This window comes from Bradyrhizobium xenonodulans, from assembly GCF_027594865.1.
GTDB classification, from domain to species: domain Bacteria; phylum Pseudomonadota; class Alphaproteobacteria; order Rhizobiales; family Xanthobacteraceae; genus Bradyrhizobium; species Bradyrhizobium xenonodulans.
The window spans coordinates 4613799-4637603 of record NZ_CP089391.1 but is presented as its reverse complement, the minus strand read 5'-3'; the positions used below and the strand labels follow the sequence as shown (position 1 = coordinate 4637603).

Sequence of the window (23805 nt, the reverse complement as noted above, 5' to 3'; positions counted from 1 at the left end):
TAAGTGGTGGATCGTTCGAGAGCGCGGCAAGGGAGCTTCAGGCCATGAACTTTTCGACGATCCGCGGGCGGATGCTGAGCGTGCTCGGTGCGATATCGATGGTCGTCTTGGTTGCTCCGGTATTCGCGCCGGCGGCCGCCGAACCCTTGGACCCCAACTATCCGGTGTGCCTTCAGAAATGGGAGTGGGGCGGCAGCAGCAGGATTTCCTGTAGCTACCGGTCATGGGAGGATTGCAAGACTTCTGCGATGGGACTGTCGGCGACGTGCCTCACGAACCCATATTGGTCCGAGCCGACTTCAGCCCGCCCACTTCACCGCCGACCCGCCCCCGACAGGGGGTGGTGAGGATCGAATCCTGTGAAGGGCGGGGTCTCGCGCCTGCGTGGGAGCTACGCCCTCTCGACGATCGCGATCAAACTACCATCTCAGACGACTATCTTGGACCCTTCCACTCCTGGAAGGCATAGGTTGGGTTCAGGCCACAGGCATCGATGGTCCCCGACGCGGTCGCCATGCACTGGCTGTAAGTGGAAAACTGGCAGTTGCCAGGGTACCCCCAACGCATTCCCTGCAGGCAGTAACGATCCTGAATGCCGGTTGGCTGCGGCTGGGAGTGATGGCGAGTCTTGCCGTAGGCGGGCGAGCCACCGCTTGGAAGACTGGACAAGATCACGGCTGCAACCACGAATGCACCAACTGCGCGCAACATGACACGTCTCCGGATTTGTAGAGCCCACCAACCGGTGAGTGGCAATGCTCGTTCCAATCCTATCGCCATGCGGTCGGCAGGGTAATGGGATTTTGCCGAATCCCGCGGCCACGGCCCAGGGCAGGATCGGCTTCATCGACACGCACGCCTATTCCACGCTGCCGGCGCCGCGGCGCAAATCGGCCTCGATCTGCAACCGCGAGCCGCCGCCGAAGCGGGCGCGATAGACCTGAAGGTTTTCCATGATCCGCTGCACGTAGTTGCGCGTCTCGGAGAACGGAATCAGCTCGACCCAGTCGACCGCGTCGACCTTGGGGTCGCGCGGGTCGCCGTAGCGGTCGACCCACTTCTTCACGCTGCCGCGGCCGGCATTGTAGGCGGCAAACGTCATGATGTAGGAGCCGCGATAATCCTCCAGCAGTCCGCCGAGCTCGGCTGAGCCGAGCGTGGCGTTGTAGACCGAATCGTTCTTCAGCCGCCCCAGATCGTAAGTCGCGCCGTGCCGCTTGCAGACATAGCGTGCGGCGTCCGGCGTCACCTGCATCAGCCCGTAGGCCTGCGCCGGCGAGACCACGGAGGGATTGAACGCGCTCTCCTGCCGCGCGATCGCATAGACGATGCTGCGCTCGACCTCGGGGCCGATCGGCGTGAACTGTGGTATGCCGTTGACGGGGTAGGCGTAGTAGTCGAACGGCAGGCCGCGGTTGAGCGCGGCCTTGCCGAGCAGCAGCATGCCGCGCGCGTCGCTGTAACGCTGGCTGAGTTCGCCGAGGCCGGCAAGCGCCTCGGGATCGCCGTTCTCGCCCATGTCGGCGAGCATGGGCACGGCCATCTCGCGCTCGTCGAGCTCGTAGAGCAGGTGCGCGGCGCGCACGATCTCCAGCCGCTCGGCGCCGCGGCCGCGCGGCTGGCTGTTGAGCTCGATCTGCGGCAGGCCGAGCTTCGCGCGTGCGAGCTGGCCGTAATAGCTCGTGGATTGTTCGGCTGCGCGGGCATAGGCGTTGCGCGCCTCCTGCTGGCGGCCGGCGGCTTCCGCGGCACGGCCTTGCCAATAGCCGGCGCGCGCCAGCGTGGTCGGATTGACGCTGCCGACGCCGATGCGGGCAAAATGCTGGGTGGCCGCTGCCGGATCGTTGAGGAAGCGCAGCGCGATCCAGCCGGCGGTGAATTCCTGCTCGGTCTTGTAGATGTCGCGCGAGGGCAGGGCCGCATCGCGCGCGATCAGATAGGCGCTGCGGAATTCCTCGGTGTCGATCATCTTGCGCGCCAGGAGACGCCGCTCGATCCACCATTCGTCGAGATTGTAGAGCCGGCCCGGATCCTTCGGCGCCGACAGCATGAGCTGGGCGGCCTCAGTGAACTTCTCCTCGCGGCGCAGCAGCTGGATCTTGCTGAAGATGAAGCCGGGATCGTTGTGCAGCTCGCGCGGCACGGCGTCGAGCAGCGCATGCGCGTTCGGCGCTTTCTTGACGGCGGCGATGCGGGCCTTGGCGAGCGCGACATAGCCGGCGCCGAGGCGCTTTGCAGCGCGTAGCGCCGCTTCGTTCTCGCTGCCGTAGAGCAGCGTGTCCATCCGCGCCTTCTGGTCGCCCGGCGTCAGCAGGGCGCCGAACTGGTCGAGCGCGTTGTTCTCGGTGTCCTCCGACATCGGATCGCTGCGCCAGGCCTCGCGCACCAGGCGTTCTGCATTGGCGCGGTCGCCGCGCGCCAGCATCGCCTTGGCGAGCGTGAAGCGGCCCTTGGCGGACACGGGGGATTCATTCTCGAACCACGACCACGCGACGGAATCGTCGCGCCTGTCGTCCCACATCGCGGCCTCGAGGCGCCGGCGCAGGAAGGTTTGCGACGGCCAGCTCGGATTGGCGGACAGGAAGGCGCGGTAGCGCTCGACGGTGGCGCCATTGTCTTCGCTGCGCAGGATGATCCATTCGGCGAGCTTTCGCGCGACGGGGTCGGAGATGGAGGCGGCGTAGTTGCTGGCATCGCCCGATTTGCGCTTGCGCACGAGCTCGATGACGGTCTCCAGCGTGTCCTTGTCGGCTTGCGGCGTCGAGGAGGTCGCAGCGACCGCGGCCGGCGTGACCGGCTTGCGCGGCGTCGCATGCTGGCGGGTCGCAGGCGCCAGCACGGGGGCTGCGACCGGCTTGGCGGCGGCCGGGGCCGCTGGTTTGATGGTGGCCGTCGCGGCCGGCGCAGGTGCGGTTTTCGGAGACGAACCGCTGGCGGCTGGATGCGATTTCGGCGCCGGCGCTGCCGCCGCTGGCTTGTCCTTAGTGGGATCCTTGCCGGCGTTCTTGCCAGCATCCTTACCGGCATCTTTGCCAGGCTTCTTCGCTGCATCCTTGGCCGGGGCACTCGTCGCACCCTTGCTCGCGCCCTTCGCTGCGTCCTTGCCGGTTCCCTTGACTGTATCCTTGGCTGTTTCCTTGGCCGACCCTTTGGCTGGCCCCTTGGCCGCATCCTTGGCGGCTGGCTTCGCCGTGTTCTTCGCAGCGTCTTTGGCGGGGTCCGCAGCCGTCTCATTGGACTTGGCGAGGGCGGCGCAGCCCACCGACAGCCCTGCCGTCAGGCACACGACCAGACCAAGGGATCGCCATGCGGCGCGCGGAAAGGAGGTCACGGCGTTACGTCGCCCCGAATCAGTCAATTGGCTCAAGACCTATCTGTACAAGATCTGGCTGTATTTGATTGAATATGCGGACAAAATACCAACAGCCGCTTACCGTCGCCGGGTTTGCACCACCACCGCGGCAAAATCGCGGCCTAAACGGTGTGTCACACGGAAGCGGCCCTTTTACCGCCGGGACAGACCCGGTATGAAGGGGGCTTGCTCGAGAGATCGCCGCGTACGGAGGAAGTCCATGGCAGCCAAGACAAAATTCCGGGGGTCGTTCACCGCCTTGGTCACGCCGTTCAAGAACGGCGCGCTGGACGAGGCGGCGTTCCGCTCGCTGGTCAACTGGCAGATCTCCGAGGGCACCAACGGCCTGGTCCCGGTCGGCACCACCGGCGAGAGCCCGACGCTCAGCCATGACGAGCACAAGAAGGTCGTCGAATGGTGCATCGCTGAAGCCAAGGGCCGCGTGCCTGTCGTTGCCGGCGCCGGCTCCAATTCGACCAAGGAGGCGGTCGAGCTCTCCCAGCATGCCGAGAAGGCGGGCGCGGATGCGGTGCTGGTGGTGACACCCTACTACAACAAGCCGACCCAGGAAGGCATGTACCAGCACTTCAAGGCGATCAACGACGCGATCGGGATTCCGATCATCATCTACAACATCCCGCCGCGCTCGGTGATCGACATGTCGGTCGACACCATGAAGCGGCTGTGGGAGCTGAAGAACATCGCCGGCGTCAAGGACGCCACCGCCAGCATGGTCCGCGTCTCGCAGCAGCGCGCGGCGATGGGCGAGGACTTCAACCAGCTCTCCGGCGAGGACGCGACCATCCTCGGCTATATGGCGCATGGCGGCCACGGCTGCATCTCGGTGACCTCGAACGTCGCGCCGCGCCTGTGCTCGGAGTTCCAGGCGGCCTGGGCGAAGGGCGACCACGCCACCGCCTTGAGGCTGCACGACAAGCTGATGCCGCTGCACAACAATCTCTTCATCGAGAGCAATCCGGCGCCGATCAAGTACGCGATGTCGCTGCTCGGCAAGCTGGACGAGACGCTGCGGCTGCCCATGGTCCCGGTCTCGGAGCCGACGCGCGTTGCCGTGCGCAGCGCCATGGTTCATGCCGGCTTGATCAACTGAGGCGCTCGCCTCCCGGAGACCTTTCATGAGCGTCGAGGAAAGAGGCACGCGAATGCTCAGGGAGTTCCGCGAGTTCGCCATGAAGGGCAATGTCGTCGACCTCGCGGTCGGCGTCATCATCGGCGCGGCCTTCGGCGCCATCGTCACGTCGCTGGTCGGCGACATCATCATGCCGATCATCGGCGCCGCCACCGGCGGCCTCGACTTCTCGAACTACTTCGTCCCCTTGTCGAAGTCGGTGACCGCCACCAACTTAGCTGACGCGAAAAAGCAAGGCGCCGTACTTGCTTACGGTAGCTTCCTGACGCTGACGATCAACTTCATCATCATTGCCTTCGTGTTGTTCCTGGTGATCCGTGCCATGAACAAGTTGAAGCGCAAGGACGAGGCGGCGCCTGCGGCTCCGCCAAAACCGTCCGCGGAGGTCGAGCTGCTGACCGAGATCCGCGATCTCCTCAAGAAGTGACGCGCGCGCTTCATCCGAACTGTTAGCTTACGCGCGCATCTCGATCAGGTTTGACCTCCATGGCCGACAAGAACGAACGTCCGATCAAGGTCATGGCGGAAAATCGCAAGGCCCGCTTCAACTACGCCATCGAGGACACGGTCGAGGCGGGCATTGCGCTGACCGGCACCGAGGTGAAGTCGATCCGCAACGGCAAGAGCACGATCGCGGAATCCTACGCCGATTCCAAGGACGGCGAGATCTGGCTGATCAACGCCACCATTCCCGAATATCTCCAGGGCAACCGCTTCAATCACGAGCCCAAGCGGCCGCGCAAGCTGCTGCTGCATCGCCGGCAGATCAACAAGCTGATGGGCGCGGTCGACCGCGAGGGCATGACGCTGATCCCGCTCAAGCTCTATTTCAACGAGCGGGGCCGCGCCAAATTGCAGCTCGCGGTTGCGAAAGGCAAGAAGCTGCACGACAAGCGCGAGACCGAGAAGAAGCGCGACTGGAGCCGAGAGAAGGGCCGGCTGATGCGGGCGAGGGGATAGCGGCAAGAGGACGGGATGAACCAGAGAAACCTGCTCGAGGTCGATTGGAGCCAGATTCCCGCACCCGCCGACGACGGCGGTGCCGCGCACCTGAAGGGCAAGACCTTGCCTCCGATCAGCCTGCTCGCCACCGACGACACCTCGGTGGCGCTGTCGGCGCTTTCGGGGCGGACCGTGGTGTTCGCCTATCCGCGGACCGGTGAGCCCGGCAAGATTTCGCTGGTCGACGATTGGGACATGATTCCGGGGGCGCGCGGCTGTACGCCGCAGACTTGCGCGTTTCGTGATCTGTTCGCCGAGCTGAAGGCTGCCGGCGCCGCGCAGGTGTATGGCCTTTCGACCCAAAGCAACGAATATCAGACCGAGATGGCCTCACGACTGCATCTGCCGTTTCCAGTGCTGTCGGACGAAAAGCTGGCGCTGACGCGCGCCCTCGATCTGCCGACCATGGAGGTCGCAGGTCTAACGCTGATCAAGCGCCTTGCGCTGATCATCGACGACGCCAGGATCACGCACGTGTTCTATCCGGTGTTTCCGCCCGACCGGAACGCCGGCGACGTCCTGGACTGGCTGAAGGCCAATCCCGCCGAGAATTCCACCAAGGCCTAGTCGAGGCCCGCCTTCACCTTCGCGAATACGGACCTGAACATATCCGGCGTCAGCACGCCGGTGTTCGTGTTGTAGCGCGAGCAGTGATAGCTGTCGTAGAGCTTGAACGCGCCGGCTTGATGCACCGCGCCGTGGCCGAACGGGGCCTGAGAAGCCTTCAGATTCAGCGGCTTGAGCACGGTGTCGTGCGCAATGCGTCCGAGCGCGACGATCGCGCGCAGGTTCGGCATGGTCGCAAGGTTCGCGGCGAGAAACTGGCGGCAGGTGTTGATCTCGACCGGCAGCGGCTTGTTCTGCGGCGGTACGCAATGCACGGCGTTGGCGATCCGGCAGTCGACCAGCCTCAACCCGTCGTCGGGCCGCGCCTGATAGGTGCCCCTGGCGAAGCCGTATTCAAGCAGCGTGGCGTAGAGCAGGTCGCCGGCATAGTCGCCGGTGAAGGGACGGCCGGTGCGGTTGGCGCCTTGCATCCCCGGCGCAAGGCCGACGATCAAAAGCCGCGCCTTGATGTCGCCGAAGGGCGCGACCGGCGCATTGTGCCATAGCGGCTCGCGCGCGCGGTTCGCCTCGCGAAAGGCGACCAGGCGCGGACAGAGCGGACAGTCACGGTTGGGGACGAGGGTGAGGGGCGGGCGGCCTGACCTTACCGCCTCACTCCTCGAGGTCGTCATCGCCCCTCGGCGCCATCGTCGTCGCGCGCTGGAGGAATTGCGGGGCATGATGGCGCGGCTCGCGCTCGCTGCGGTCACGCGGAGCCGGGCGTTCGGACGGGTCGCGGCCAAGCTTGGATTGCAGCTCGACGAGGTCGGTGAAGACGTCGGCCTGGCGGCGCAGCTCGTCGGCGATCATCGGCGGCTGGCTCGCGATGGTGGAGATCACCGTGACCCGCACGCCGCGACGCTGGACGGCCTCGACCAGGGAGCGGAAATCGCCGTCACCCGAGAACAGCACCATCTGGTCGACGTGCTCGGCGAGCTCCATGGCATCCACCGCAAGCTCGATGTCCATGTTGCCCTTGACCTTGCGGCGGCCGGAGGCGTCGATGAATTCCTTGGTCGCCTTGGTGACGACGGTGTAGCCGTTGTAGTCCAGCCAGTCGATCAGCGGGCGGATCGAGGAGTATTCCTGATCCTCGATGATGGCAGTGTAGTAGAACGCCCTGAGCAGCGTCCCGCGGCTCTGAAACTCCTTCAGCAGGCGCTTGTAATCGATGTCGAAGCCCAGAGTTTTCGCTGTCGCGTAGAGATTGGCCCCATCGATGAAGAGCGCGATCTTGTTGGTCGGAGAAGGTGACATTCAGTTTGCTCGCGTAGAGTTCGTGATTGATCGTTTATTGTTGGCGCGGCGGCAGCAAGCCGCGCAGTCCTAAGGTGACGCCGAAACCCGTCGAAACCGCAAATCCGGAGAAGTCGGGGCAATCAAGGTATAGTTATGGCCGATCTGCATACATCCGGTGCCGCCCTCAATGGCAGCCCGAGAAACCACCCATCCTAGCCCCAATGTGGGGGTAGCAGAGCCGTTTGGCGAGGCCAAATCACAAATTGGCCTTGCGAAACCGCCCCTTCCCCTATAACTAGCCCCGATCATCCACATATTTCGTCCCACCCACAACGGAGCGACAGTCCATGGCTCGCGTCACCGTAGAAGATTGTATCGACAAGGTCGACAACCGGTTTGACCTGGTCCTGCTGGCCGCCCACCGTGCCCGCATGATTTCGTCCGGTTCACAACTAACGGTTGACCGCGATAACGACAAGAACCCTGTTGTGTCTTTGCGTGAAATTGCGGACGAGACCATCTCTCCGGAGGACCTCCGCGAAGAGCTGGTGCACTCGCTCCAGAAGTTCGTCGAGGTCGACGAGCCCGAGCCCGATACGGTGCCGCTGATCGGTTCCGCCGGCGCCAGCGTCGATGCGGACGATACCGAAGTTGCCGTTGAGCGCATGACCGAAGAGGAGCTTCTGAAGGGCCTCGAAGGCCTCGCGCCGCCGGAAGAGCAGCCCGAGGAGGACGAGTAAATCGTCCCATCGCAGTCGTCGACTTCTTGTGATCTTATCAAAGGCCCGAACCTGCGTTCGGGCCTTTGCTTTTGTTGGTGTTTTCGTGGTTACCATAGTGTTGCCGTTCGCGCTGCGTGCTGTCACTGAATTGATCGGACGCGCGCGCGATCGGAGCTAAGGTGTATGCAACGGGCCGCCTCAAGGTCCGTTTGAAGGCAGGATGGCATGGTGTATCGGCGCCGGAGACCAACGCAGATGCTGGCAGCAACCGAATCGGTTGCCGCGGCTCCGACTGCGCCGGTGGCCCGCCCGGCCAAGCCCCGCGCGCGCATGATGCGTCAATATGACCTCGTCGAGCGCGTCAGGTCCTACAATGCCAACACCAACGAAGACCTGCTGAACCGCGCCTATGTGTACGCCATGAAGGCGCACGGCTCGCAGACCCGTGCCTCGGGCGATCCGTATTTCTCGCATCCGCTCGAAGTGGCAGCGATTCTCACCGACCTGAAGCTCGACGACGCCACCATCGTGGCGGCGCTGCTGCACGACACGATCGAGGACACCGAGGCGACGCGCGGCGAGATCGACCAGATCTTCGGGCCCGAGATCGGCGCGCTGGTCGAGGGCCTCACCAAGCTGAAGCGGCTCGAGCTGGTGTCGCGCGAGGCCAAGCAGGCCGAGAACCTGCGCAAATTGTTGCTGGCGATTGCCGACGATGTCCGCGTGCTTCTGGTGAAGCTCGCCGACCGCCTCCACAACATGCGCACGCTGGACTTCGTGCCGACCGAGTCGCGACGGCGCATCGCCGAGGAGACGCTCGACATCTATGCGCCGCTGGCGGGGCGCATGGGCATGCAGGAGATGCGCGAGGAGCTGGAAGACCTGTCCTTCCGCACCCTCGATCCCGAAGCCTATTCGGTGGTGATGCAGCGGCTCGATGCGCTCGCCGAGCGCAACCGCAACCTGATCGGCGAGATCGAGGCGCAGCTCTCCAACAACCTGCGCCACCGCGGCCTCGGGGCGCGGGTCTACGGCCGCCGCAAGAAGCCATTCTCGATCTGGACCAAGATGGAGCGCAAGTCGGTCGGCTTCGAGCAATTGTCCGACATCTTCGGCTTCCGCGTCGTCGTCAACGACATCGAGTCCTGCTATCGCGCGCTCGGCATCGTCCACACCGCCTGGCCGGTCGTGCCCGGGCGCTTCAAGGACTACATCTCGACGCCGAAGCAGAACGACTACCGCTCGATCCACACCACCGTGATCGGCCCGGGCAACCAGCGCGTCGAGCTGCAGATCCGTACCGAGGCGATGGACCAGATCGCCGAGCGCGGCATCGCCGCGCATGTGTTCTACAAGGAAGGCGTGGGCTCGCCGACCGAATTCCTCAAGCGCGAGTCCAATGCGTTCGCCTGGCTGCGCCACACCATCGGCATCCTCTCGGAGAGCGCCAATCCCGAGGAATTCCTCGAGCACACCAAGCTCGAGCTGTTCCACGACCAGGTGTTCTGCTTCACCCCGAAGGGCAAGCTGATCGCGCTGCCGCGCCATGCCAACGTGATCGACTTCGCCTATGCGGTGCATACCGACGTCGGCAACAGCGCCGTCGGCTGCAAGATCAACGGCCAGTTCGCGCCACTGTCCTCGGAGCTCCAGAACGGCGACGAGGTCGAGGTGCTGACCTCGGAAGCGCAATCGGCGCCGCCGTCCGCCTGGGAAACGCTCGCGGTCACCGGCAAGGCGCGCGCCGCGATCCGCCGCGCCACCCGCACCGCCGTGCGCGATCAATATGTCGGCCTCGGCCGGCGTATCGTCGAGCGCCTGTTCGAGCGCGCCAAGATCGAATACGCCGACGACAAGCTCAAGGGCGCGCTGCCGCGGCTCGCGCGCACCTCGATCGAGGACGTCATGGCGGCCGTGGGACGCGGCGAGATCAAGGCCTCCCACGTCGCGCGCGCGATGTATCCCGACTACAAGGAAGAGCGCATCGCGCGCTACGGCGTCAAGAAGGGGCTTGCCGCCAAGCTCAAGGAGAAATCGTCGGAGCCGCGCAGCCCGGTCGCGATCCCGATCCGCGGCATCAATTCCGACCTGCCGGTGAAGTTCGCGCCGAACGGCGGCGCCGTGCCCGGCGACCGCATCGTCGGCATCGTCACGCCGGGCGAGGGCATCACGATCTATCCGATCCAGGCGCCGGCCCTGAAGGATTTCGAGGAGGAGCCGGAGCGCTGGCTCGACGTGCGCTGGGACATCGAGGACTCCGCGCCGCAGCGCTTCCCGGCGCGTATCAGGGTCGAGAACGTCAACGAGCCGGGCGCGCTGGCGCAGATCGCGACCGTGATCGCCGAGCACGACGGCAACATCGACAACATCAGCATGCAGCGCCGTTCGCCTGATTTCACCGAGACGACGATCGACCTCGAAGTCTACGATCTGAAGCACCTGAGCGCGATCCTGGCCCAGCTGCGGGCAAAGGCGGTCGTCGCCCGCGTCGAACGTGTTAATGGATAGACGCCGCTCGCATGCGTCTGTCTCCCTGATTTCGTGAGTCCTGAAATGCCCGCTTCTCCGCTCCGCCTCGGCGTCAATATCGACCATGTCGCAACCGTCCGTAACGCGCGCGGCGGCCGCCATCCCGATCCGGTGCGCGCCGCGCTGCTGGCGATCGAGGCCGGCGCCGACGGCATCACCGCGCACTTGCGCGAGGATCGCCGCCACATCCGCGACGAGGACATGGCGCGGCTGAAGGCCGAGATCTCCAAGCCGCTCAATTTCGAGATGGCGGCGACCGACGACATGATGCGGATCTCGCTCGCCACCAAGCCGCATGCGGTGTGCCTGGTGCCGGAGCGCCGGCAGGAGGTGACGACCGAAGGCGGCCTCGACGTGGTCGGCCAGCACAATGCGCTCGCGCCCTACATCGCGCGGCTGAACGATGCCGGCATCCGGGTTTCGCTGTTCATCGCGGCCGATCCCGCCCAGATCGAGATGGCGGCGCGGCTGCGGGCGCCCGTGATCGAGATCCACACCGGCGCCTGGTGCGACGCCGTCGTCGATGGTCACACCGACAAGGCCGAGGCCGAATGGCAGCGGATCGTTGCTGGGGTGAAGCTGGCGAAGGCCGCCGGGCTCGAAGTCCATGCCGGGCACGGGCTCGATTATGCGAGGGCGGAGACGATCGCGGCGCTGCCTGACATCATGGAGCTCAATATCGGCTACTACATGATCGGCGAGGCGCTGTTCGTCGGCCTCGCCGAGACGGTGCGGAGCATGCGCGCGGCGATGGACCGCGGCCGGGGCCGGGCATGATCATCGGCATCGGCTCCGACCTGATCGACATCACCCGGGTGGCCAAGGTGATCGAGCGCCATGGCGAGCGCTTCCTCGACCGCATTTTCACCGCGGCCGAGCGCGCCAAGGCGGAGCGGCGCGCCAAGAACGAGAGGATGGTGGTCGCGACCTACGCCAAGCGCTTCGCCGCCAAGGAAGCCTGCTCCAAGGCGCTTGGCACCGGGATCCGGCTCGGTGTCTGGTGGCGTGACATGGGCGTGGTCAACCTGCCCGGGGGGCGCCCGACCATGCAGTTGACGGGCGGGGCGCTCGCCCGGCTCCAGGCCCTGACGCCGGAGGGGTTCGAGGCCAGGATCGACCTGTCGATCACCGACGACTGGCCGCTGGCACAGGCCTTCGTCATCATTTCCGCCGTGCCGCTGGCCAAGCCTTGAAGCACAACTGCTCGTTTTATAATTCGTATTTAAAATCAACATCTTATGAAGTTTTGACGCGATCCTTGATTGCGTGGACCCCGACAACCGTCTAAAAGTCCGCCGACGCAAATCAGGCTGGGCGAATTCGGCTTTACGCCGGAATTGGCCCTCACTATCAGAATCAGGACAATCTCCTTGGGCCGCGAACGATGGGCTGTTCGCGGGAGGAGGGCGCTCTGTGACCGCCGGCCGGAATTGAGAGAGCAATGAGCGTGACTTCGGGAACGAAAACTGAAAGCGGCGTCGGCGAAACGATCCGGGTCGTGATCCACGCTCTCCTGATCGCGCTGGTGATCCGCACGTTCCTGTTCCAGCCCTTCAACATCCCGTCCGGTTCGATGAAGGCGACGCTGCTGGTCGGCGACTATCTGTTCGTCTCGAAATATTCCTACGGCTATAGCCACTACTCGATTCCGTTCTCGCCGAACCTGTTCTCCGGAAGGATCTGGGGCTCGGATCCGAACCGCGGCGACATCGTCGTGTTTCGCCTGCCGAAGGACGACTCCACCGACTACATCAAGCGCGTGATCGGCCTTCCCGGCGACCGCGTCCAGATGAGGGACGGGCTGCTCTACATCAACGACACCCCGGTCGAGCGGCAGCGCATGAGCGAGTTCGTCGGCGAGGATCCGTGCGGCTCCGAAGGCGGCGGCATCTCGCGGGTGAAGCGCTGGAAGGAGACGCTGCCGAACGGCGTCTCCTACGAGACGCTCGACTGCGCCGACAACGGCTACATGGACAACACCAACGTCTACAATGTGCCGCCCGGCCACTTCTTCATGATGGGCGACAACCGCGACAACTCCACCGACAGCCGCTTCCTCGGCCAGGTCGGCTACGTTCCGCAGGAGAATTTGATCGGCCGCGCCCAGATGATCTTCTTCTCCATCGCCGAAGGCGAGCATGCCTGGATGTTCTGGCGCTGGCCGTGGGCGGTGCGCTGGAACCGGTTCTTCAATATCGTCCGATGAAAGACGAAGCCAAGGACATCGCGACCCAACCGATCGAGGCGCAAGCCGTCCCTGAGGGCGAAGCTGCACCGAAGACGCCTGCGAAGAAGAAGCGGGTACGCAAGGCCAAAGCCACGGATGCGAATGCGGCACTCGAGGCGCGCATTGGTTACAGCTTTGCGGATCCGAACCAGCTGATCCAAGCGATCACGCATGTCTCGGCGCTGAAATCCGGGCGCAAGCGCGGCGACAGCTATCAGCGGCTGGAATTCCTCGGCGACCACGTGCTCGGGCTCGTCGTCTCCGACATGCTCTATCACGCCTTCCCGAATGCCGACGAGGGCGAGCTGTCCAAGCGTCTTGCAGAACTGGTGCGCAAGGAGAGCTGCGCCGACGTCGCCAAGTCGCTCGGTCTGCTCGACGACATCAAGCTCGGCTCGGTCGGGCCCAGCGCCGACGCCCGCCTGCGCAAGAGCGTGCTCGGCGACATCTGCGAGGCCGTGATCGGCGCCATCTTCCTCGACGGCGGCCATGCGGCGGCATCCGACTTCGTCAAGCGCAACTGGACCGAACGCATGCACAAGCCGCGGCGTCCCTTGCGCGATCCCAAGACCGTGCTGCAGGAATGGGCGCAGGGGAAGGGGCTGCCGACGCCTGTCTACCGCGAGGTCGAGCGCACCGGCCCGCATCACGATCCGCAGTTCCGCGTCGCGGTGGACCTGCCGGGACTGGCGCCGGCCGAAGGCATCGGCGGCAGCAAGCGCGCAGCAGAAAAGGTGGCGGCCTCGGTGATGATCGAACGTGAAGGCGTTGGCGGCGGCAATGACGGCTGAAACAAGCGGCGAGGCGCCCGCCGCGACGCGCTGCGGCTTCGTTGCGCTGATCGGCGCGCCGAATGTCGGAAAATCCACGCTGGTCAACGCGCTGGTCGGCGCCAAGGTCACCATCGTCTCGCGCAAGGTGCAGACCACGCGCGCGCTGATCCGCGGCATCGTCATCGAGAACAACGCGCAAGTGATTCTGGTCGACACGCCCGGCATCTTCCTGCCCAAGCGCCGGCTCGACCGCGCGATGGTGTCGACCGCCTGGAGCGGGGCACATGACGCCGATCTCGTCTGCGTGCTGCTCGATGCCAAGGCCGGGATCGACGAGGAGGCCGAGGCGATCCTCACCAAGGTCGCCAGCGTGAAACACGAGAAGATCCTGGTGATCAACAAGGTCGATCTGGTTCAGCGCGAGAAGCTGCTGGCGCTGGCGCAGGCCGCCAACGAGCGCATGCCGTTCGCGAAGACCTTCATGATCGCGGCGATCTCGGGCGACGGCGTCGACGACCTCAGGCATACGCTGGCCGAGATCGTGCCGCCGGGGCCGTTCCTCTATCCCGAGGACCAGATGTCGGACGCGCCGATGCGGCAGCTTGCGGCCGAGATCACGCGCGAGAAGATCTATCGCAAGTTGCACCAGGAATTGCCCTACCAATCCACGGTCGAGACCGACAAGTGGGAGGAGCGCAAGGACAAGTCGGTGCGCATCGAGCAGACGATCTTCGTGGAGCGCGAGAGCCAGCGCAAGATCGTGCTCGGCGCGGGCGGCGCCACCATCAAGTCGATCGGCGCGGACTCGCGCAAGGAGCTCGCCGAGATCCTGGGCGTGCCGGTGCACCTGTTCCTGTTCGTCAAGGTACGCGAGAACTGGGGCGACGATCCCGATCGCTACCGCGAGATGGGCCTGGAATTTCCCAAAGAATAAGCAAGAAAAGATCGGTCACCGATGAGCGTACCCAGCAACGTCCGGCGCTTCGAAGCGCTGCTCTATGCGTCACTGATGCTGGATGCCCTGTCGGTCGCGGTGCAGGACCGCACGCCCACTGCCGAGATGACCGAGCAAATGATCATGACGGCGACCTTGCTCGCCGGCGGCATGATCCTGCTGCTGGTCTATTTCGTCTGGCTGGCCGCGCACTGGCGCAAGAACTGGCCGCGCTGGGTGCTGGCGGCAGCCCTCGTGCTGTCGGTGATTTCGCTCGGCCAGATCATCGGCGAGAAGGGCATGGAGCTCGACAGCGCCATCGAGATCGTCTCCTGCGTGCTGACGACGCTGGGCCTGTATTTCTCCTTCAGCGGCGATGCCCAGGGCTGGTTCAACGCGTGAGGTCTTGCGCGGTGGACAATGCGGCGGATTACGCCTTCGGCTAATCCGCCCTACGTCTGATAGGCGTGAGCAATGATCACCCCGCTCACGATGATGGTCCAAACGACAAACCCGACGATGACGCCGAGCGCCGGGGACAGGATCACCCGGCCTTCGCCGCAACGCGTGATCTGCAGGAAGCCGGTCCAGCCGATCCCGGTCATGCCTTTGGGGACTTCGACGGTGACCTTGCCGAAGGTGACGGCGAACAGCAAAGCCAGCGCCGTGAAATAGAAAATGGTCGGCAAGGCGTCGAAGACGACCCACCAGAGCAGCCAGACCACCAGTTCGAGAACTGAGACGATAAAACCGGCAATGATGTCCATCGTGATCCCCGGCGTGTCTGATCTTCTGCGTCGGGACATATAGCGCTATATCTAGCAGATGGAATGGACCGACGAAGGCATCGTGCTGGGCGTGCGGCGGCATGGCGAGAGCAGCGCCATCGTCGAGCTCTTGACGCGTGCGCATGGCCGGCATCTCGGCCTCGTGCGCGGTGGCGCCGGTTCGCGGATGCGGCCGCTGCTGCAACCCGGCAACAGCGTCAGCGCGGTGTGGCGGGCGCGGCTCGACGAGCACCTCGGTACCTATGCCATCGAGGGCTTGAAGCTGCGCGCGGCGACCCTGCTGGGATCCTCCCATGGCGTCTACGGCGTCACCCATCTGGCCTCGATCGCGCGGCTGCTTCCCGAGCGCGATCCGCACGGGGACATTTTTGCGCGGCTCGAGCATTCGCTCGATGATTTCGACGACATCGGCAGCGCCGCCGTGCACGTCATCCATTTCGAGCTGGCGATGCTTGCCGAGCTCGGATTTGGGCTCGCGCTGGAAAACTGCGCGGTGACCGGGGAGACCACGGAGCTGATCTATGTCTCGCCGAAATCCGGCGGCGCGGTCTCGCGCGGCGCGGGCGAGCCGTGGTGCGATCGCCTGTTGCGGCTGCCGCCGTTCCTGCGCCACGGCGAAGCCGCGCGCGAGGTCACCGAGCAGGATCTCCAGGACGGCTTTCGGCTGACCGGCCTGTTCCTGCTGCGACACGTGCTGGAGCCGCGCGGGCAGGGCCATTCCGACGCGCGCGCCGGCTTCATCAACGCGCTGACGCGGCAGCAGGCGCGCGCCGCGATTCCCGCGCCATGAGCTGATCGCGCCTCTGCCTTGCCCAGGGACATGGAGTTCCCCGGAACGAAATCGGGATTGGGCGAATTGGCCCTGCTGGTTCCACAACGGGGACAGCCTAAATGTTGATCAGGGGATTCGCCTTATCCGCGGCGCTGCTCGCGTTCGCGCCTGATGCCATGGCCGGTGAGCCGCAGCCGGGCGTGTTTCGCCGGGCATCGTGCACCGTCGTCCGATACTATGTGGCGAAATATTCTGCTGCGGCCGCAGAGACATGGGCGAGGTCAAAGGGTGCGACGGAGGCCGAGATCGAGGCGGCCCGGCGTTGCCTGACCACTGCGCCGGTCACCGCACAGACCAAGACCCCGCAGACCGTGACGGCCGGTTGGGCAGGCCAGTAGGCCGCCCACAGGGAACCAATCCATCCTTGCCCGATTCGCTTCCACGGTTTAACCGGGCGGCATGGGAAAACGAATCGTTCCGCCGGAAGAACCGGCCGAAATTCACGATGTGCCGCTGCGTGAGGCGCTGGAAGAGCGCTATCTTGCCTATGCGCTCTCCACCATCATGCACCGCGCGCTGCCCGACGCGCGCGACGGCCTGAAGCCGGTGCACCGGCGCATCCTGTACGGCATGCGCCTGCTCCGGCTCGATCCCGGCACGGCCTTCAAGAAATCCGCCAAGATCGTCGGCGACGTGATGGGCTCGTTCCATCCGCACGGCGACCAGGCCATCTACGACGCCATGGTCCGCCTCGCGCAGGATTTCTCCTCGCGCTATCCGCTGGTCGACGGCCAGGGCAATTTCGGCAATATCGACGGCGATAACCCCGCCGCCTACCGCTACACCGAAGCGCGCATGACCGACGTCGCGCGGCTTCTGCTGGAGGGCATCGACGAGGACGGGGTCGAATTCCGTCCGAACTACGACGGCCAGTCGAAGGAGCCGGTCGTGCTGCCCGGCGGCTTTCCGAACCTGCTCGCCAACGGTGCGCAGGGCATCGCGGTCGGCATGGCGACCTCGATCCCGCCGCACAACGCCGCCGAGCTCTGCGACGCCGCGCTGCATCTGATCGAGAAGCCCGACGCCAAATCCAGGGCGCTGCTGAAGTGGGTGAAGGGTCCGGATTTCCCGACCGGGGGCATCTGCGTCGATTCCAAGCAGGCGATCGCCGAAGCCTACACCACCGGTCGCGGCTCATTCCGCGTCCGCGCCAGGTGGGAGCAGGAGGAGGGCGCGCGAGGCGCCTGGGTCGTGGTCGTCACCGAGATCCCCTTCCTGGTGCAGAAGTCGCGTCTGATCGAGAAGGTCGCCGAGCTGCTGGACCAGAAGAAGCTGCCGCTGGTCGGCGACATCAGGGACGAGTCGGCCGAAGACGTCCGCATCGTGATCGAGCCGAAATCGAAGAACGTCGATCCCGCGCTGATGATGGAATCGCTGTTCCGGCTGACCGAGCTCGAGAACAAGATTCCGCTGAACCTCAACGTGCTGATCAAGGGCCGCATCCCCAAGGTGGTGGGGCTGGCGGAGTGCCTGCGCGAATGGCTCGACCATCTGCGCGACGTCCTGATCCGCCGGAGCAACTACCGCAAGGCGCAGATCGAGCACCGGCTGGAAGTCCTCGGCGGCTTCCTGATCGCCTATCTGAACATCGACGAGGTGATCAGGATCATTCGCAACGAGGACGAGCCGAAGCCGGCGTTGATGAAGGAGTTCAAGCTCACCGAGGTGCAGGCTGAAGCCATCCTCAACATGCGTCTCCGGAGCTTGCGCAAGCTCGAGGAAATGGAGATCCGCACCGAGGACAAGAACCTCCGTGCCGAGCTCAAGGGCATCAACGCGGTGCTCGCCTCGGAGCCCGAGCAGTGGAAGAAGGTCGGCGAGCAGGTCGGCAAGGTCCGCGACATGTTCGGACCGAAGACGCCGCTCGGCAAGCGCCGCACCACCTTTGCCGACGCGCCCGAGCACGATCTCGCCGCGATGGAGGAAGCTCTCGTCGAGCGCGAGCCGGTGACGGTCGTGGTCTCCGACAAGGGCTGGATCCGCACCATGAAGGGCCATGTCGAGGATCTCTCGGGCCTCGCCTTCAAGCAGGACGACAAGCTCGGTTTTGCGTTCTTCGCGGAAACGACGTCGAAGCTGCTGCTGTTTGCCACCAACGGCAAATTCTACTCGCTCGATGTCGCAAAACTGCCGGGCGGCCGCGGCCACGGCGAGCCGATCCGCCTGTTCATCGATCTCGAGCAGGAGGCCGCGCCCGTCGCGCTGTTCGTCAACAAGGGCGGACGCAAATTCCTGGTCGCGAGCCACGAGGGCCAGGGCTTTGTCGTCAACGAGGACGATTGCGTCGGCACCACCAAGAAGGGCAAGCAGGTCCTCAACGTCGACATGCCCAACGAGGCGCGCGCGATCACCGAGGTTACAGGCGACACCGTCGCAGTCATCGGCGAGAACCGCAAGATGCTGGTCTTCCCGCTCGACCAGGTGCCGGAGATGGCCCGCGGCCGCGGCGTCCGCCTCCAGAAGTACAAGGACGGCGGCCTCTCGGACATTGCCGTGTTCGAGGCCAAGGCGGGCCTGACCTGGCGGGACTCCGCGGGCCGCGAATTCTCCGCGACCATGAAGGAGCTCGCGGAGTGGCAAGGCACCCGCGCCGACGCCGGCCGCCTGCCGCCGAAGGGTTTCCCGAAGTCGAACAAGTTCGGCCGGGTGATCGGGTAGGGGCGCGACTGCCGCAACATTGGTGTCATGCCCCGCCTAGTGCGCAATTGCGCACGGGGGCGGGGCATCCAGTACGCCGCGACCTATCGATTCAACCACAGCTGTCTCGGAGTACTGGATCGCCCGGTCGAGCCGGGCGATGACAGCGCGATTGAGCGCGCACCTATGTCCCCCTCGTCATGACGCGCGGCGAAAGCGCCACTGTCCAAATGACTTCCTACTGATATCATCCGACATCCCGGGTTTCTTGAAGGTCGAGAAATAACGCGATGTACGATGTCATTGTTGTCGGCGGCGGCTCCGCCGGCGCCGCTGTGGCCGCAAGGCTCTCCGAGGATCCCGCACGCCGCGTGCTGCTGCTCGAAGCCGGTCTCGACTGGCGCGCCGATGAGGCGCCCTGGGAAGTGAGGACGCCGAACCCGATCCCGATCATCCACAAGCGCGAGTATCAGGAGAAATGGCAATGGCCTGATCTTCTGACGCGCCGGGTGGCGGGGCAGGAGCCGCGCTTTTACTGGCGCGGCAAGGGGCTCGGCGGATCGTCGATGATGAACGGCCAGATCGCGATCCGCGGCGTTGCGGATGCCTTCGACGAGTGGGCCGCCACCGGCTGCACCGGCTGGTCGGCCAGGGAGGTGATGCCGCTGTTCTCGATAATCGAGGACGATCTGGAATTCGGCGACGCTGACGGCCACGGCCGCGGCGGGCCGTTGCCGGTCTATCGCGCACCGCCGGAGAAATGGGGCCCGATCGATCGGGGCTTGCGCGATGCCGCGCTGGCGAGCGGCTATCCCTGGTGTGCCGACGTCAACGGCGCGGACGGCGAGGGCGTCGCCTGCTATCCCATCAACAGCCGCGACAGCCGCCGCATCACCACCAATGAGGGCTATCTGGAGCCCGCGCGCGGCCGCGCCAATCTGGAAATTCGCGGGCGTGCGCTGGTCGATCGCGTGCTGATCAGCGACGGAAGGGCGACCGGCCTTCGTGTTCACATCGAAGGGCAGGGCACCCACGAGATCAGCGCGCGTCAGATCGTGCTGTGCGCCGGCGCCATCCACAGCCCGGCGATCCTGCTGCGCTCGGGCATTGGACCTGCGGATGAGTTGAAGGCGATGGGGATCGCGGTCCAGCGCGATCTACCTGTGGGGCGCCACTTCTTCGACCATCCGCTGTTTCGCGCCACGATCCAGCTTCACGAAGATCTGCGGCCGACCGATCCCGACACCCGTCACACCAATTGCTGCGTGACCTATTCGTCCGGCCTCGCCGACGGCGGCAAGCGCGACATGATTCTGATCGCCTTCAATCACCGCGGCATCGGCGCGCCCGGGGCCATCGGTGCCGGGCTGTTCAACGCGTATTCGCGTGGAACGCTCAAATTGGCCTCGGCCGATCCCGCGATCGATCCCGTCGTCGAGGAGAACATGCTGGCCGATCCCCGCGACATGCTGCGCATGATGGATGCGGTGAAGTGGCTCGCCGTAATCACCTCCCAGCCGGCGCTTTCAGGCATTGCCGATTGGATCAGGCTTGCCGACACCGACCTGACGTTGCCGAAGGCGGCAGCATTGCCGGATCACGAGCTCGACGCGGTGCTGCGGCGTGAGACCGGCGACATCCAGCATGCCGCCGGGAGCTGCCGCATGAGTGGCGTCAATGACGCCGATGGCGTGGTCAATCCCGATGGCACCGTGAAGGGTATCTCCGGCTTGCGCGTCGCCGACGCCTCGATCATGCCGTCCGATTGCCGCGCCAACACGCATTTCACGACGGTGGTGATCGGGGAAGCGATCGCGCGGATGATGATGCGATAGCGCGACAAGGACGGTGTCATGCCCCGGCTCGACCGGGGCATCCAGTACGCCGCGGCCTCTCTTCTCAATCACGCCGTCTCGGAGTAGAGGCGCGCGAAATCGATCGATGGAAAATTCGCTGGATCTTCCTTTTACTGATCCACGGTGAAAACAACCGCACGGCCGCGATCCGCAGCCTTCGCGTAGAGCTCCCGCACGCCCTTGAACCAATCCCAGGTATAAGCCAGGTCTTGTTCGCCATACTCGGGCGCATAGTCCTTTGGAACAATCGTACGGTACTGCTGCCGAAACCACTCCTCAGTGACGTCCTTAAGCGCGGCAGCCACCTCCCGGACCTTTTCGTCTGATGTCAGCGAAACGATGTAGGCCTCGCCCTGATGGAGTTGTCGCGGCCCGAGAATGCAATGATTGAGCGGATCGGCGCCCTTCCCATATTCTAGCCGACCATCTGTGAGGCAGCGATGCATCGCATCCCAAGCCTTGTCGCATTCGGCCAGATTGTCCTCGTCCCACGTTTCCTCGATAGCCTCGATAAGCGCCATGATGCTGTCGTCGTCATCTGCAGCGAGCAGCGCATTCGCCTGCCCCGGGGTGATTGCAAAAAATACCCCGCGGCATGCCATGCCGATCCTCCCGTCATAAATATCAAGCCCGCAGCTCCGCTAACAGGGCAGATGGGTTTCGCAAGGGCTCAACCAATCCTACGCACTTCAAATCGACGTCGTGGCCCCGGCAGCCTCATGGCCCCAAGGCAAGTTCTCACCATCTAAAGGACCTATCTACCGCTTCCGCTCCAGGCCAAGGTCGCCATGCAGCGGCCGTCGGCATCAACGTCGCCATCCCGATGGCAAACGGAATGCGACGAACCGTGAGTGCACGCCCTAAATCACTCCCGCCATCCGCAGCGCCACGCCCGCCGCGCAGCTTCCCGCCAGCACTGTCAGCATCCCCAGCTTGAAGCGGAAGATCGCGGTGGCGGCGGCGATCGACAGCAGCAGCGCGGGGATATCGACGCTGGTCAGCACCGGCATGTCGAAGTTCAGCGGAAACGCATGCACCGGCACGGTCTCGCGGAACAGCGTGTGCAGCGCGAACCAGATCGAGAGGTTGAGGATCACGCCGACGACGGCGGCAGTGATCGCGCTGAGCGCGCCGGCGAGGCCCGTGTTGCCGCGCAGGCGCTCGATATAGGGGGCGCCGACGAAGATCCAGAGGAAGCATGGCGTGAAGGTGACCCAGGTCGCGAGCAGTCCGCCCAGCGTGGCCGCCAGCATGGGCGACAGGCCGCTCGGGTCGCGGTAGGCAGCCATGAAGCCCACGAACTGCAGCACCATGATCAGCGGGCCCGGGGTGGTCTCGGCCATGCCGAGGCCGTCGAGCATCTCGTGCGGCTTCAGCCAGTGATAATGCTCGACCGCCTGCTGGGCGACATAAGCCAGCACGGCATAGGCGCCGCCGAAGGTGACCAGCGCCATCTTCGAGAAGAACAGCGCGATCTGGCTGAACACGCTGGCCTGGCCGAGGATCAGGAGCAGCGCGCTCACGGGCACCAGCCAGAGCGCGAGCCACAGCGCGCCGACGCGGATCGCGCGGGCGGTGTTCGGGCGGACATGCTCGGGCACGGCTTCGCCCAGCATGCTGTCGATCGCGGCGGTGCTGCCGCCATCGCCGTGGCCGGCTGGCGCGAATTCCGGACGGCCGCTGCGCGCGCCAGCATAACCGATGATGCCGGCGGCGATGATGATGATTGGGAAGGGAACCGCGAAGAAGAAGATCGCGACGAAGGCGATGGCGGCGAGCGCGATCATGATGCGATTCTTCAGCGCGCGCTTGCCGACGCGGACCACGGCCTCGACCACGATGGCGAGCACGGCGGCCTTGAGGCCGAAGAACAGCGCCTCGACGAAGCTGACATTGCCGAAAGCCGCGTAGATGTAGCTCAGGCCCATGATGGCGATGATGCCGGGCAGGACGAACAGCCCGCCCGCCATCAGCCCGCCGGCGGTGCGATGCATCAGCCAGCCCACATAGGTCGCGAGCTGCTGCGCCTCCGGCCCCGGCAGCAGCATGCAATAGTTCAGCGCATGCAGGAAACGGCCTTCGGAGATCCACCTCTTCTCCTCGACCAGGATGCGGTGCATCACCGCGATCTGGCCCGCGGGCCCGCCAAAGCTCAAGCAGGCGACGCGGAGCCAGACGCGAAAGGCTTCGCCGAAGCTGATGCCGTGACCGGCATCAGCTCCTGCTTGAACATTCCGGGTGTCCATTACGCCTTCACCTTGTTGGTCGGCCAGTTGTGGGTTTCGCCGGTGGCGTCGCGGCACCAGCGGTAGAAGGCGTCGTAGAGCGTCATGCCGGCCTCGAGCTGCGCGAGGTCGTCGTCATACATGCGCGACAGCCCGAGCGACGCTGCGAGCAGGCCGGGGGCCTCCGGCGCGAGGTCGGGCCGCGCGGTGTCGGCGCCGCGCACCAGCGTCGCGAGCCGGAGCAGCGGCGGCGTGGCAATGCCGAACTCCTCGATCATCACGTCGAAGGTGCAGAGCTCGCCGCGGTGGCTCCAGAACACGTTCTCGATGTCGAACGGTGCGGCATTGAACCGCTCGCCGACCGCGACCACCTCGGATGGCGCCACATACAGGAACACCGCGTTGGGATCGACGAAGCGGCGGATCAGCCAGGGGCAGGCGATGCGGTCGACCTTCGGCCGCGCCCGCGTGACCCAGACGGTGCGTCCCTTGGCGTCGCGCGGCGGCAGCTTGCGGGCGTCGACCAGCGGCAGCTTGGCCGCCTTCCAGCCCTCGAAGCCGCCCTCCAGCGTCTCGGCCTCGACGCCGAGCTGGCGGAGCCAGGCCGCCGTGCCCTGCGCGAGCTTCTCGCCGCGGAAGCACAAGACGACGGCCCGGCGGCCGGCGAAATCGCCGCCCCAGTCCGTCACGTTGTCGTGGCTGAGCTTGATCGAGCCGGGGATCAACCGCCGGTCGGCGGCAAAATCCTCCTCGGTGCGCACATCGATCAGGGCAGGGCCGTTCGCCGTGCCGATCAGCCGTGCCAGCTTGTCATTGGATATCGTCGTGAAAGTAGACATGATTGCGTCCTCGCAATAACCGAACGGGACGCGATACTTGGGCATGTCGCCTCGTGGGGAGATCGCTCAAATCCCCATGGCGCTGATTACAGCG

25 protein-coding genes are annotated in these 23805 nt (G+C 65.0%); 17 read left to right on the top strand and 8 right to left on the bottom strand.

The annotated features are described in order from the left end of the window. The first annotated feature begins 44 nt into the window (after window positions 1–44). The gene (locus I3J27_RS21925; protein WP_306416988.1) at window positions 45–347 is read left to right on the top strand and encodes a DUF3551 domain-containing protein; all 303 of its coding nucleotides are present in this window, start codon (window positions 45–47) and stop codon (window positions 345–347) included. Between the two features lie 88 nt (window positions 348–435). On the opposite strand, the gene I3J27_RS21920 is transcribed toward I3J27_RS21925, so the two are convergent. Continuing rightward, window positions 436–711, bottom strand: a complete 276-nt coding sequence (locus tag I3J27_RS21920; RefSeq protein WP_270160507.1) for a DUF3551 domain-containing protein — start codon at window positions 709–711, stop codon at window positions 436–438. A 148-nt stretch (window positions 712–859) separates the two neighbouring features. Then, window positions 860–3331, bottom strand: a complete 2472-nt coding sequence (locus I3J27_RS21915; RefSeq protein WP_270160506.1) for a lytic transglycosylase domain-containing protein — start codon at window positions 3329–3331, stop codon at window positions 860–862. Window positions 3332–3572: 241 nt separating this feature from the next. Between I3J27_RS21915 and dapA the strand changes: the two genes are divergently transcribed. The 4 genes from dapA to I3J27_RS21895 are packed head-to-tail and all read left to right on the top strand — an operon-like array spanning window position 3573 to window position 6071. After that, window positions 3573–4463, top strand: coding sequence for a 4-hydroxy-tetrahydrodipicolinate synthase (gene dapA / locus I3J27_RS21910; RefSeq protein WP_270160505.1), 891 nt, complete (start codon window positions 3573–3575; stop codon window positions 4461–4463). A 52-nt stretch (window positions 4464–4515) separates the two neighbouring features. Continuing rightward, window positions 4516–4929 carry a large conductance mechanosensitive channel protein MscL gene (gene mscL / locus I3J27_RS21905; protein ID WP_270160504.1) on the top strand — a complete coding sequence of 138 codons (414 nt, stop codon included), beginning with the start codon at window positions 4516–4518 and terminating at the stop codon, window positions 4927–4929. 59 nt (window positions 4930–4988) lie between these two features. After that, on the top strand, window positions 4989–5462 hold the full coding sequence (gene smpB / locus I3J27_RS21900) for an SsrA-binding protein SmpB (RefSeq protein ID WP_148773839.1): 474 nt from the start codon (window positions 4989–4991) through the stop codon (window positions 5460–5462). A gap of 15 nt (window positions 5463–5477) precedes the next feature. Then, window positions 5478–6071, top strand: a complete 594-nt coding sequence (locus I3J27_RS21895) for a peroxiredoxin (protein ID WP_270160503.1) — start codon at window positions 5478–5480, stop codon at window positions 6069–6071. Here I3J27_RS21895 and I3J27_RS21890 read toward each other — a convergent pair. Both I3J27_RS21890 and I3J27_RS21885 read right to left on the bottom strand, forming a co-directional pair. Continuing rightward, window positions 6068–6742, bottom strand: a complete 675-nt coding sequence (locus tag I3J27_RS21890; RefSeq protein ID WP_270160502.1) for a uracil-DNA glycosylase — start codon at window positions 6740–6742, stop codon at window positions 6068–6070. The genes I3J27_RS21895 and I3J27_RS21890 overlap by 4 nt on opposite strands. After that, window positions 6723–7367 (bottom strand): LabA-like NYN domain-containing protein, encoded by a 645-nt coding sequence (locus tag I3J27_RS21885; RefSeq protein WP_270160501.1) that lies wholly within the window; start codon window positions 7365–7367, stop codon window positions 6723–6725. Before I3J27_RS21885 ends, I3J27_RS21890 begins: the two co-directional genes overlap by 20 nt. Window positions 7368–7696: 329 nt before the next feature. Here I3J27_RS21885 and rpoZ point away from each other — a divergent pair, with 329 nt between their 5' ends. The 8 genes from rpoZ to I3J27_RS21845 all read left to right on the top strand — a co-directional run bounded on the left by rpoZ (window position 7697) and on the right by I3J27_RS21845 (window position 14936). Beyond that, window positions 7697–8089 (top strand): DNA-directed RNA polymerase subunit omega, encoded by a 393-nt coding sequence (rpoZ, locus tag I3J27_RS21880; RefSeq protein ID WP_014494742.1) that lies wholly within the window; start codon window positions 7697–7699, stop codon window positions 8087–8089. A 207-nt stretch (window positions 8090–8296) separates the two neighbouring features. Next, window positions 8297–10579, top strand: coding sequence for a RelA/SpoT family protein (locus tag I3J27_RS21875; RefSeq protein WP_270160500.1), 2283 nt, complete (start codon window positions 8297–8299; stop codon window positions 10577–10579). 45 nt (window positions 10580–10624) lie between these two features. Then, window positions 10625–11377: a pyridoxine 5'-phosphate synthase gene (locus I3J27_RS21870; RefSeq protein WP_270160499.1), complete on the top strand. Its 753-nt coding sequence runs from the start codon at window positions 10625–10627 to the stop codon at window positions 11375–11377. Next, window positions 11374–11793, top strand: coding sequence for a holo-ACP synthase (gene acpS / locus I3J27_RS21865; protein WP_270160498.1), 420 nt, complete (start codon window positions 11374–11376; stop codon window positions 11791–11793). Before I3J27_RS21870 ends, acpS begins: the two co-directional genes overlap by 4 nt. Window positions 11794–12041: 248 nt before the next feature. Then, the gene (lepB, locus tag I3J27_RS21860; RefSeq protein ID WP_270160497.1) at window positions 12042–12806 is read left to right on the top strand and encodes a signal peptidase I; all 765 of its coding nucleotides are present in this window, start codon (window positions 12042–12044) and stop codon (window positions 12804–12806) included. After that, a complete protein-coding gene (gene rnc / locus I3J27_RS21855; protein WP_270160496.1) occupies window positions 12803–13618 on the top strand; it encodes a ribonuclease III in 816 nt (271 codons plus the stop codon). The genes lepB and rnc overlap by 4 nt, the downstream gene beginning before the upstream one ends. Next, entirely contained in the window at window positions 13608–14534 is a 927-nt protein-coding gene (era, locus tag I3J27_RS21850) for a GTPase Era (RefSeq protein WP_270160495.1), read from the top strand. Before rnc ends, era begins: the two co-directional genes overlap by 11 nt. A 21-nt stretch (window positions 14535–14555) precedes the next feature. Then, complete coding sequence (locus I3J27_RS21845) at window positions 14556–14936, top strand: hypothetical protein (protein ID WP_270160494.1); 381 nt, start codon at window positions 14556–14558, stop codon at window positions 14934–14936. 50 nt (window positions 14937–14986) lie between these two features. Here the strand turns inward: I3J27_RS21845 and I3J27_RS21840 are convergent, their stop codons facing one another. Continuing rightward, window positions 14987–15301 carry a hypothetical protein gene (locus I3J27_RS21840; RefSeq protein WP_270160493.1) on the bottom strand — a complete coding sequence of 105 codons (315 nt, stop codon included), beginning with the start codon at window positions 15299–15301 and terminating at the stop codon, window positions 14987–14989. Window positions 15302–15359: 58 nt separating this feature from the next. Here I3J27_RS21840 and recO point away from each other — a divergent pair, with 58 nt between their 5' ends. The 4 genes from recO (at window position 15360) to I3J27_RS21820 (ending at window position 20626) form a co-directional block, all read left to right on the top strand. Continuing rightward, a complete protein-coding gene (recO, locus tag I3J27_RS21835) occupies window positions 15360–16112 on the top strand; it encodes a DNA repair protein RecO (RefSeq protein ID WP_270160492.1) in 753 nt (250 codons plus the stop codon). Between the two features lie 101 nt (window positions 16113–16213). Then, window positions 16214–16492 (top strand): hypothetical protein, encoded by a 279-nt coding sequence (locus I3J27_RS21830; protein WP_270160491.1) that lies wholly within the window; start codon window positions 16214–16216, stop codon window positions 16490–16492. 61 nt (window positions 16493–16553) lie between these two features. Next, entirely contained in the window at window positions 16554–18812 is a 2259-nt protein-coding gene (gene parC / locus I3J27_RS21825) for a DNA topoisomerase IV subunit A (protein WP_270160490.1), read from the top strand. 269 nt (window positions 18813–19081) lie between these two features. Beyond that, the gene (locus tag I3J27_RS21820) at window positions 19082–20626 is read left to right on the top strand and encodes a GMC family oxidoreductase (RefSeq protein WP_270160489.1); all 1545 of its coding nucleotides are present in this window, start codon (window positions 19082–19084) and stop codon (window positions 20624–20626) included. 131 nt (window positions 20627–20757) lie between these two features. Here I3J27_RS21820 and I3J27_RS21815 read toward each other — a convergent pair whose 3' ends face one another. From I3J27_RS21815 to I3J27_RS21805, 3 genes are all read right to left on the bottom strand, one after another. Then, a complete protein-coding gene (locus I3J27_RS21815; RefSeq protein WP_270160488.1) occupies window positions 20758–21249 on the bottom strand; it encodes a DUF1877 family protein in 492 nt (163 codons plus the stop codon). Between the two features lie 258 nt (window positions 21250–21507). Continuing rightward, window positions 21508–22893: a chromate efflux transporter gene (chrA, locus tag I3J27_RS21810; RefSeq protein ID WP_270160487.1), complete on the bottom strand. Its 1386-nt coding sequence runs from the start codon at window positions 22891–22893 to the stop codon at window positions 21508–21510. Beyond that, window positions 22893–23711: a chromate resistance protein ChrB domain-containing protein gene (locus I3J27_RS21805; protein WP_270160486.1), complete on the bottom strand. Its 819-nt coding sequence runs from the start codon at window positions 23709–23711 to the stop codon at window positions 22893–22895. Before I3J27_RS21805 ends, chrA begins: the two co-directional genes overlap by 1 nt. Between the last annotated feature and the right edge of the window lie 94 nt (window positions 23712–23805).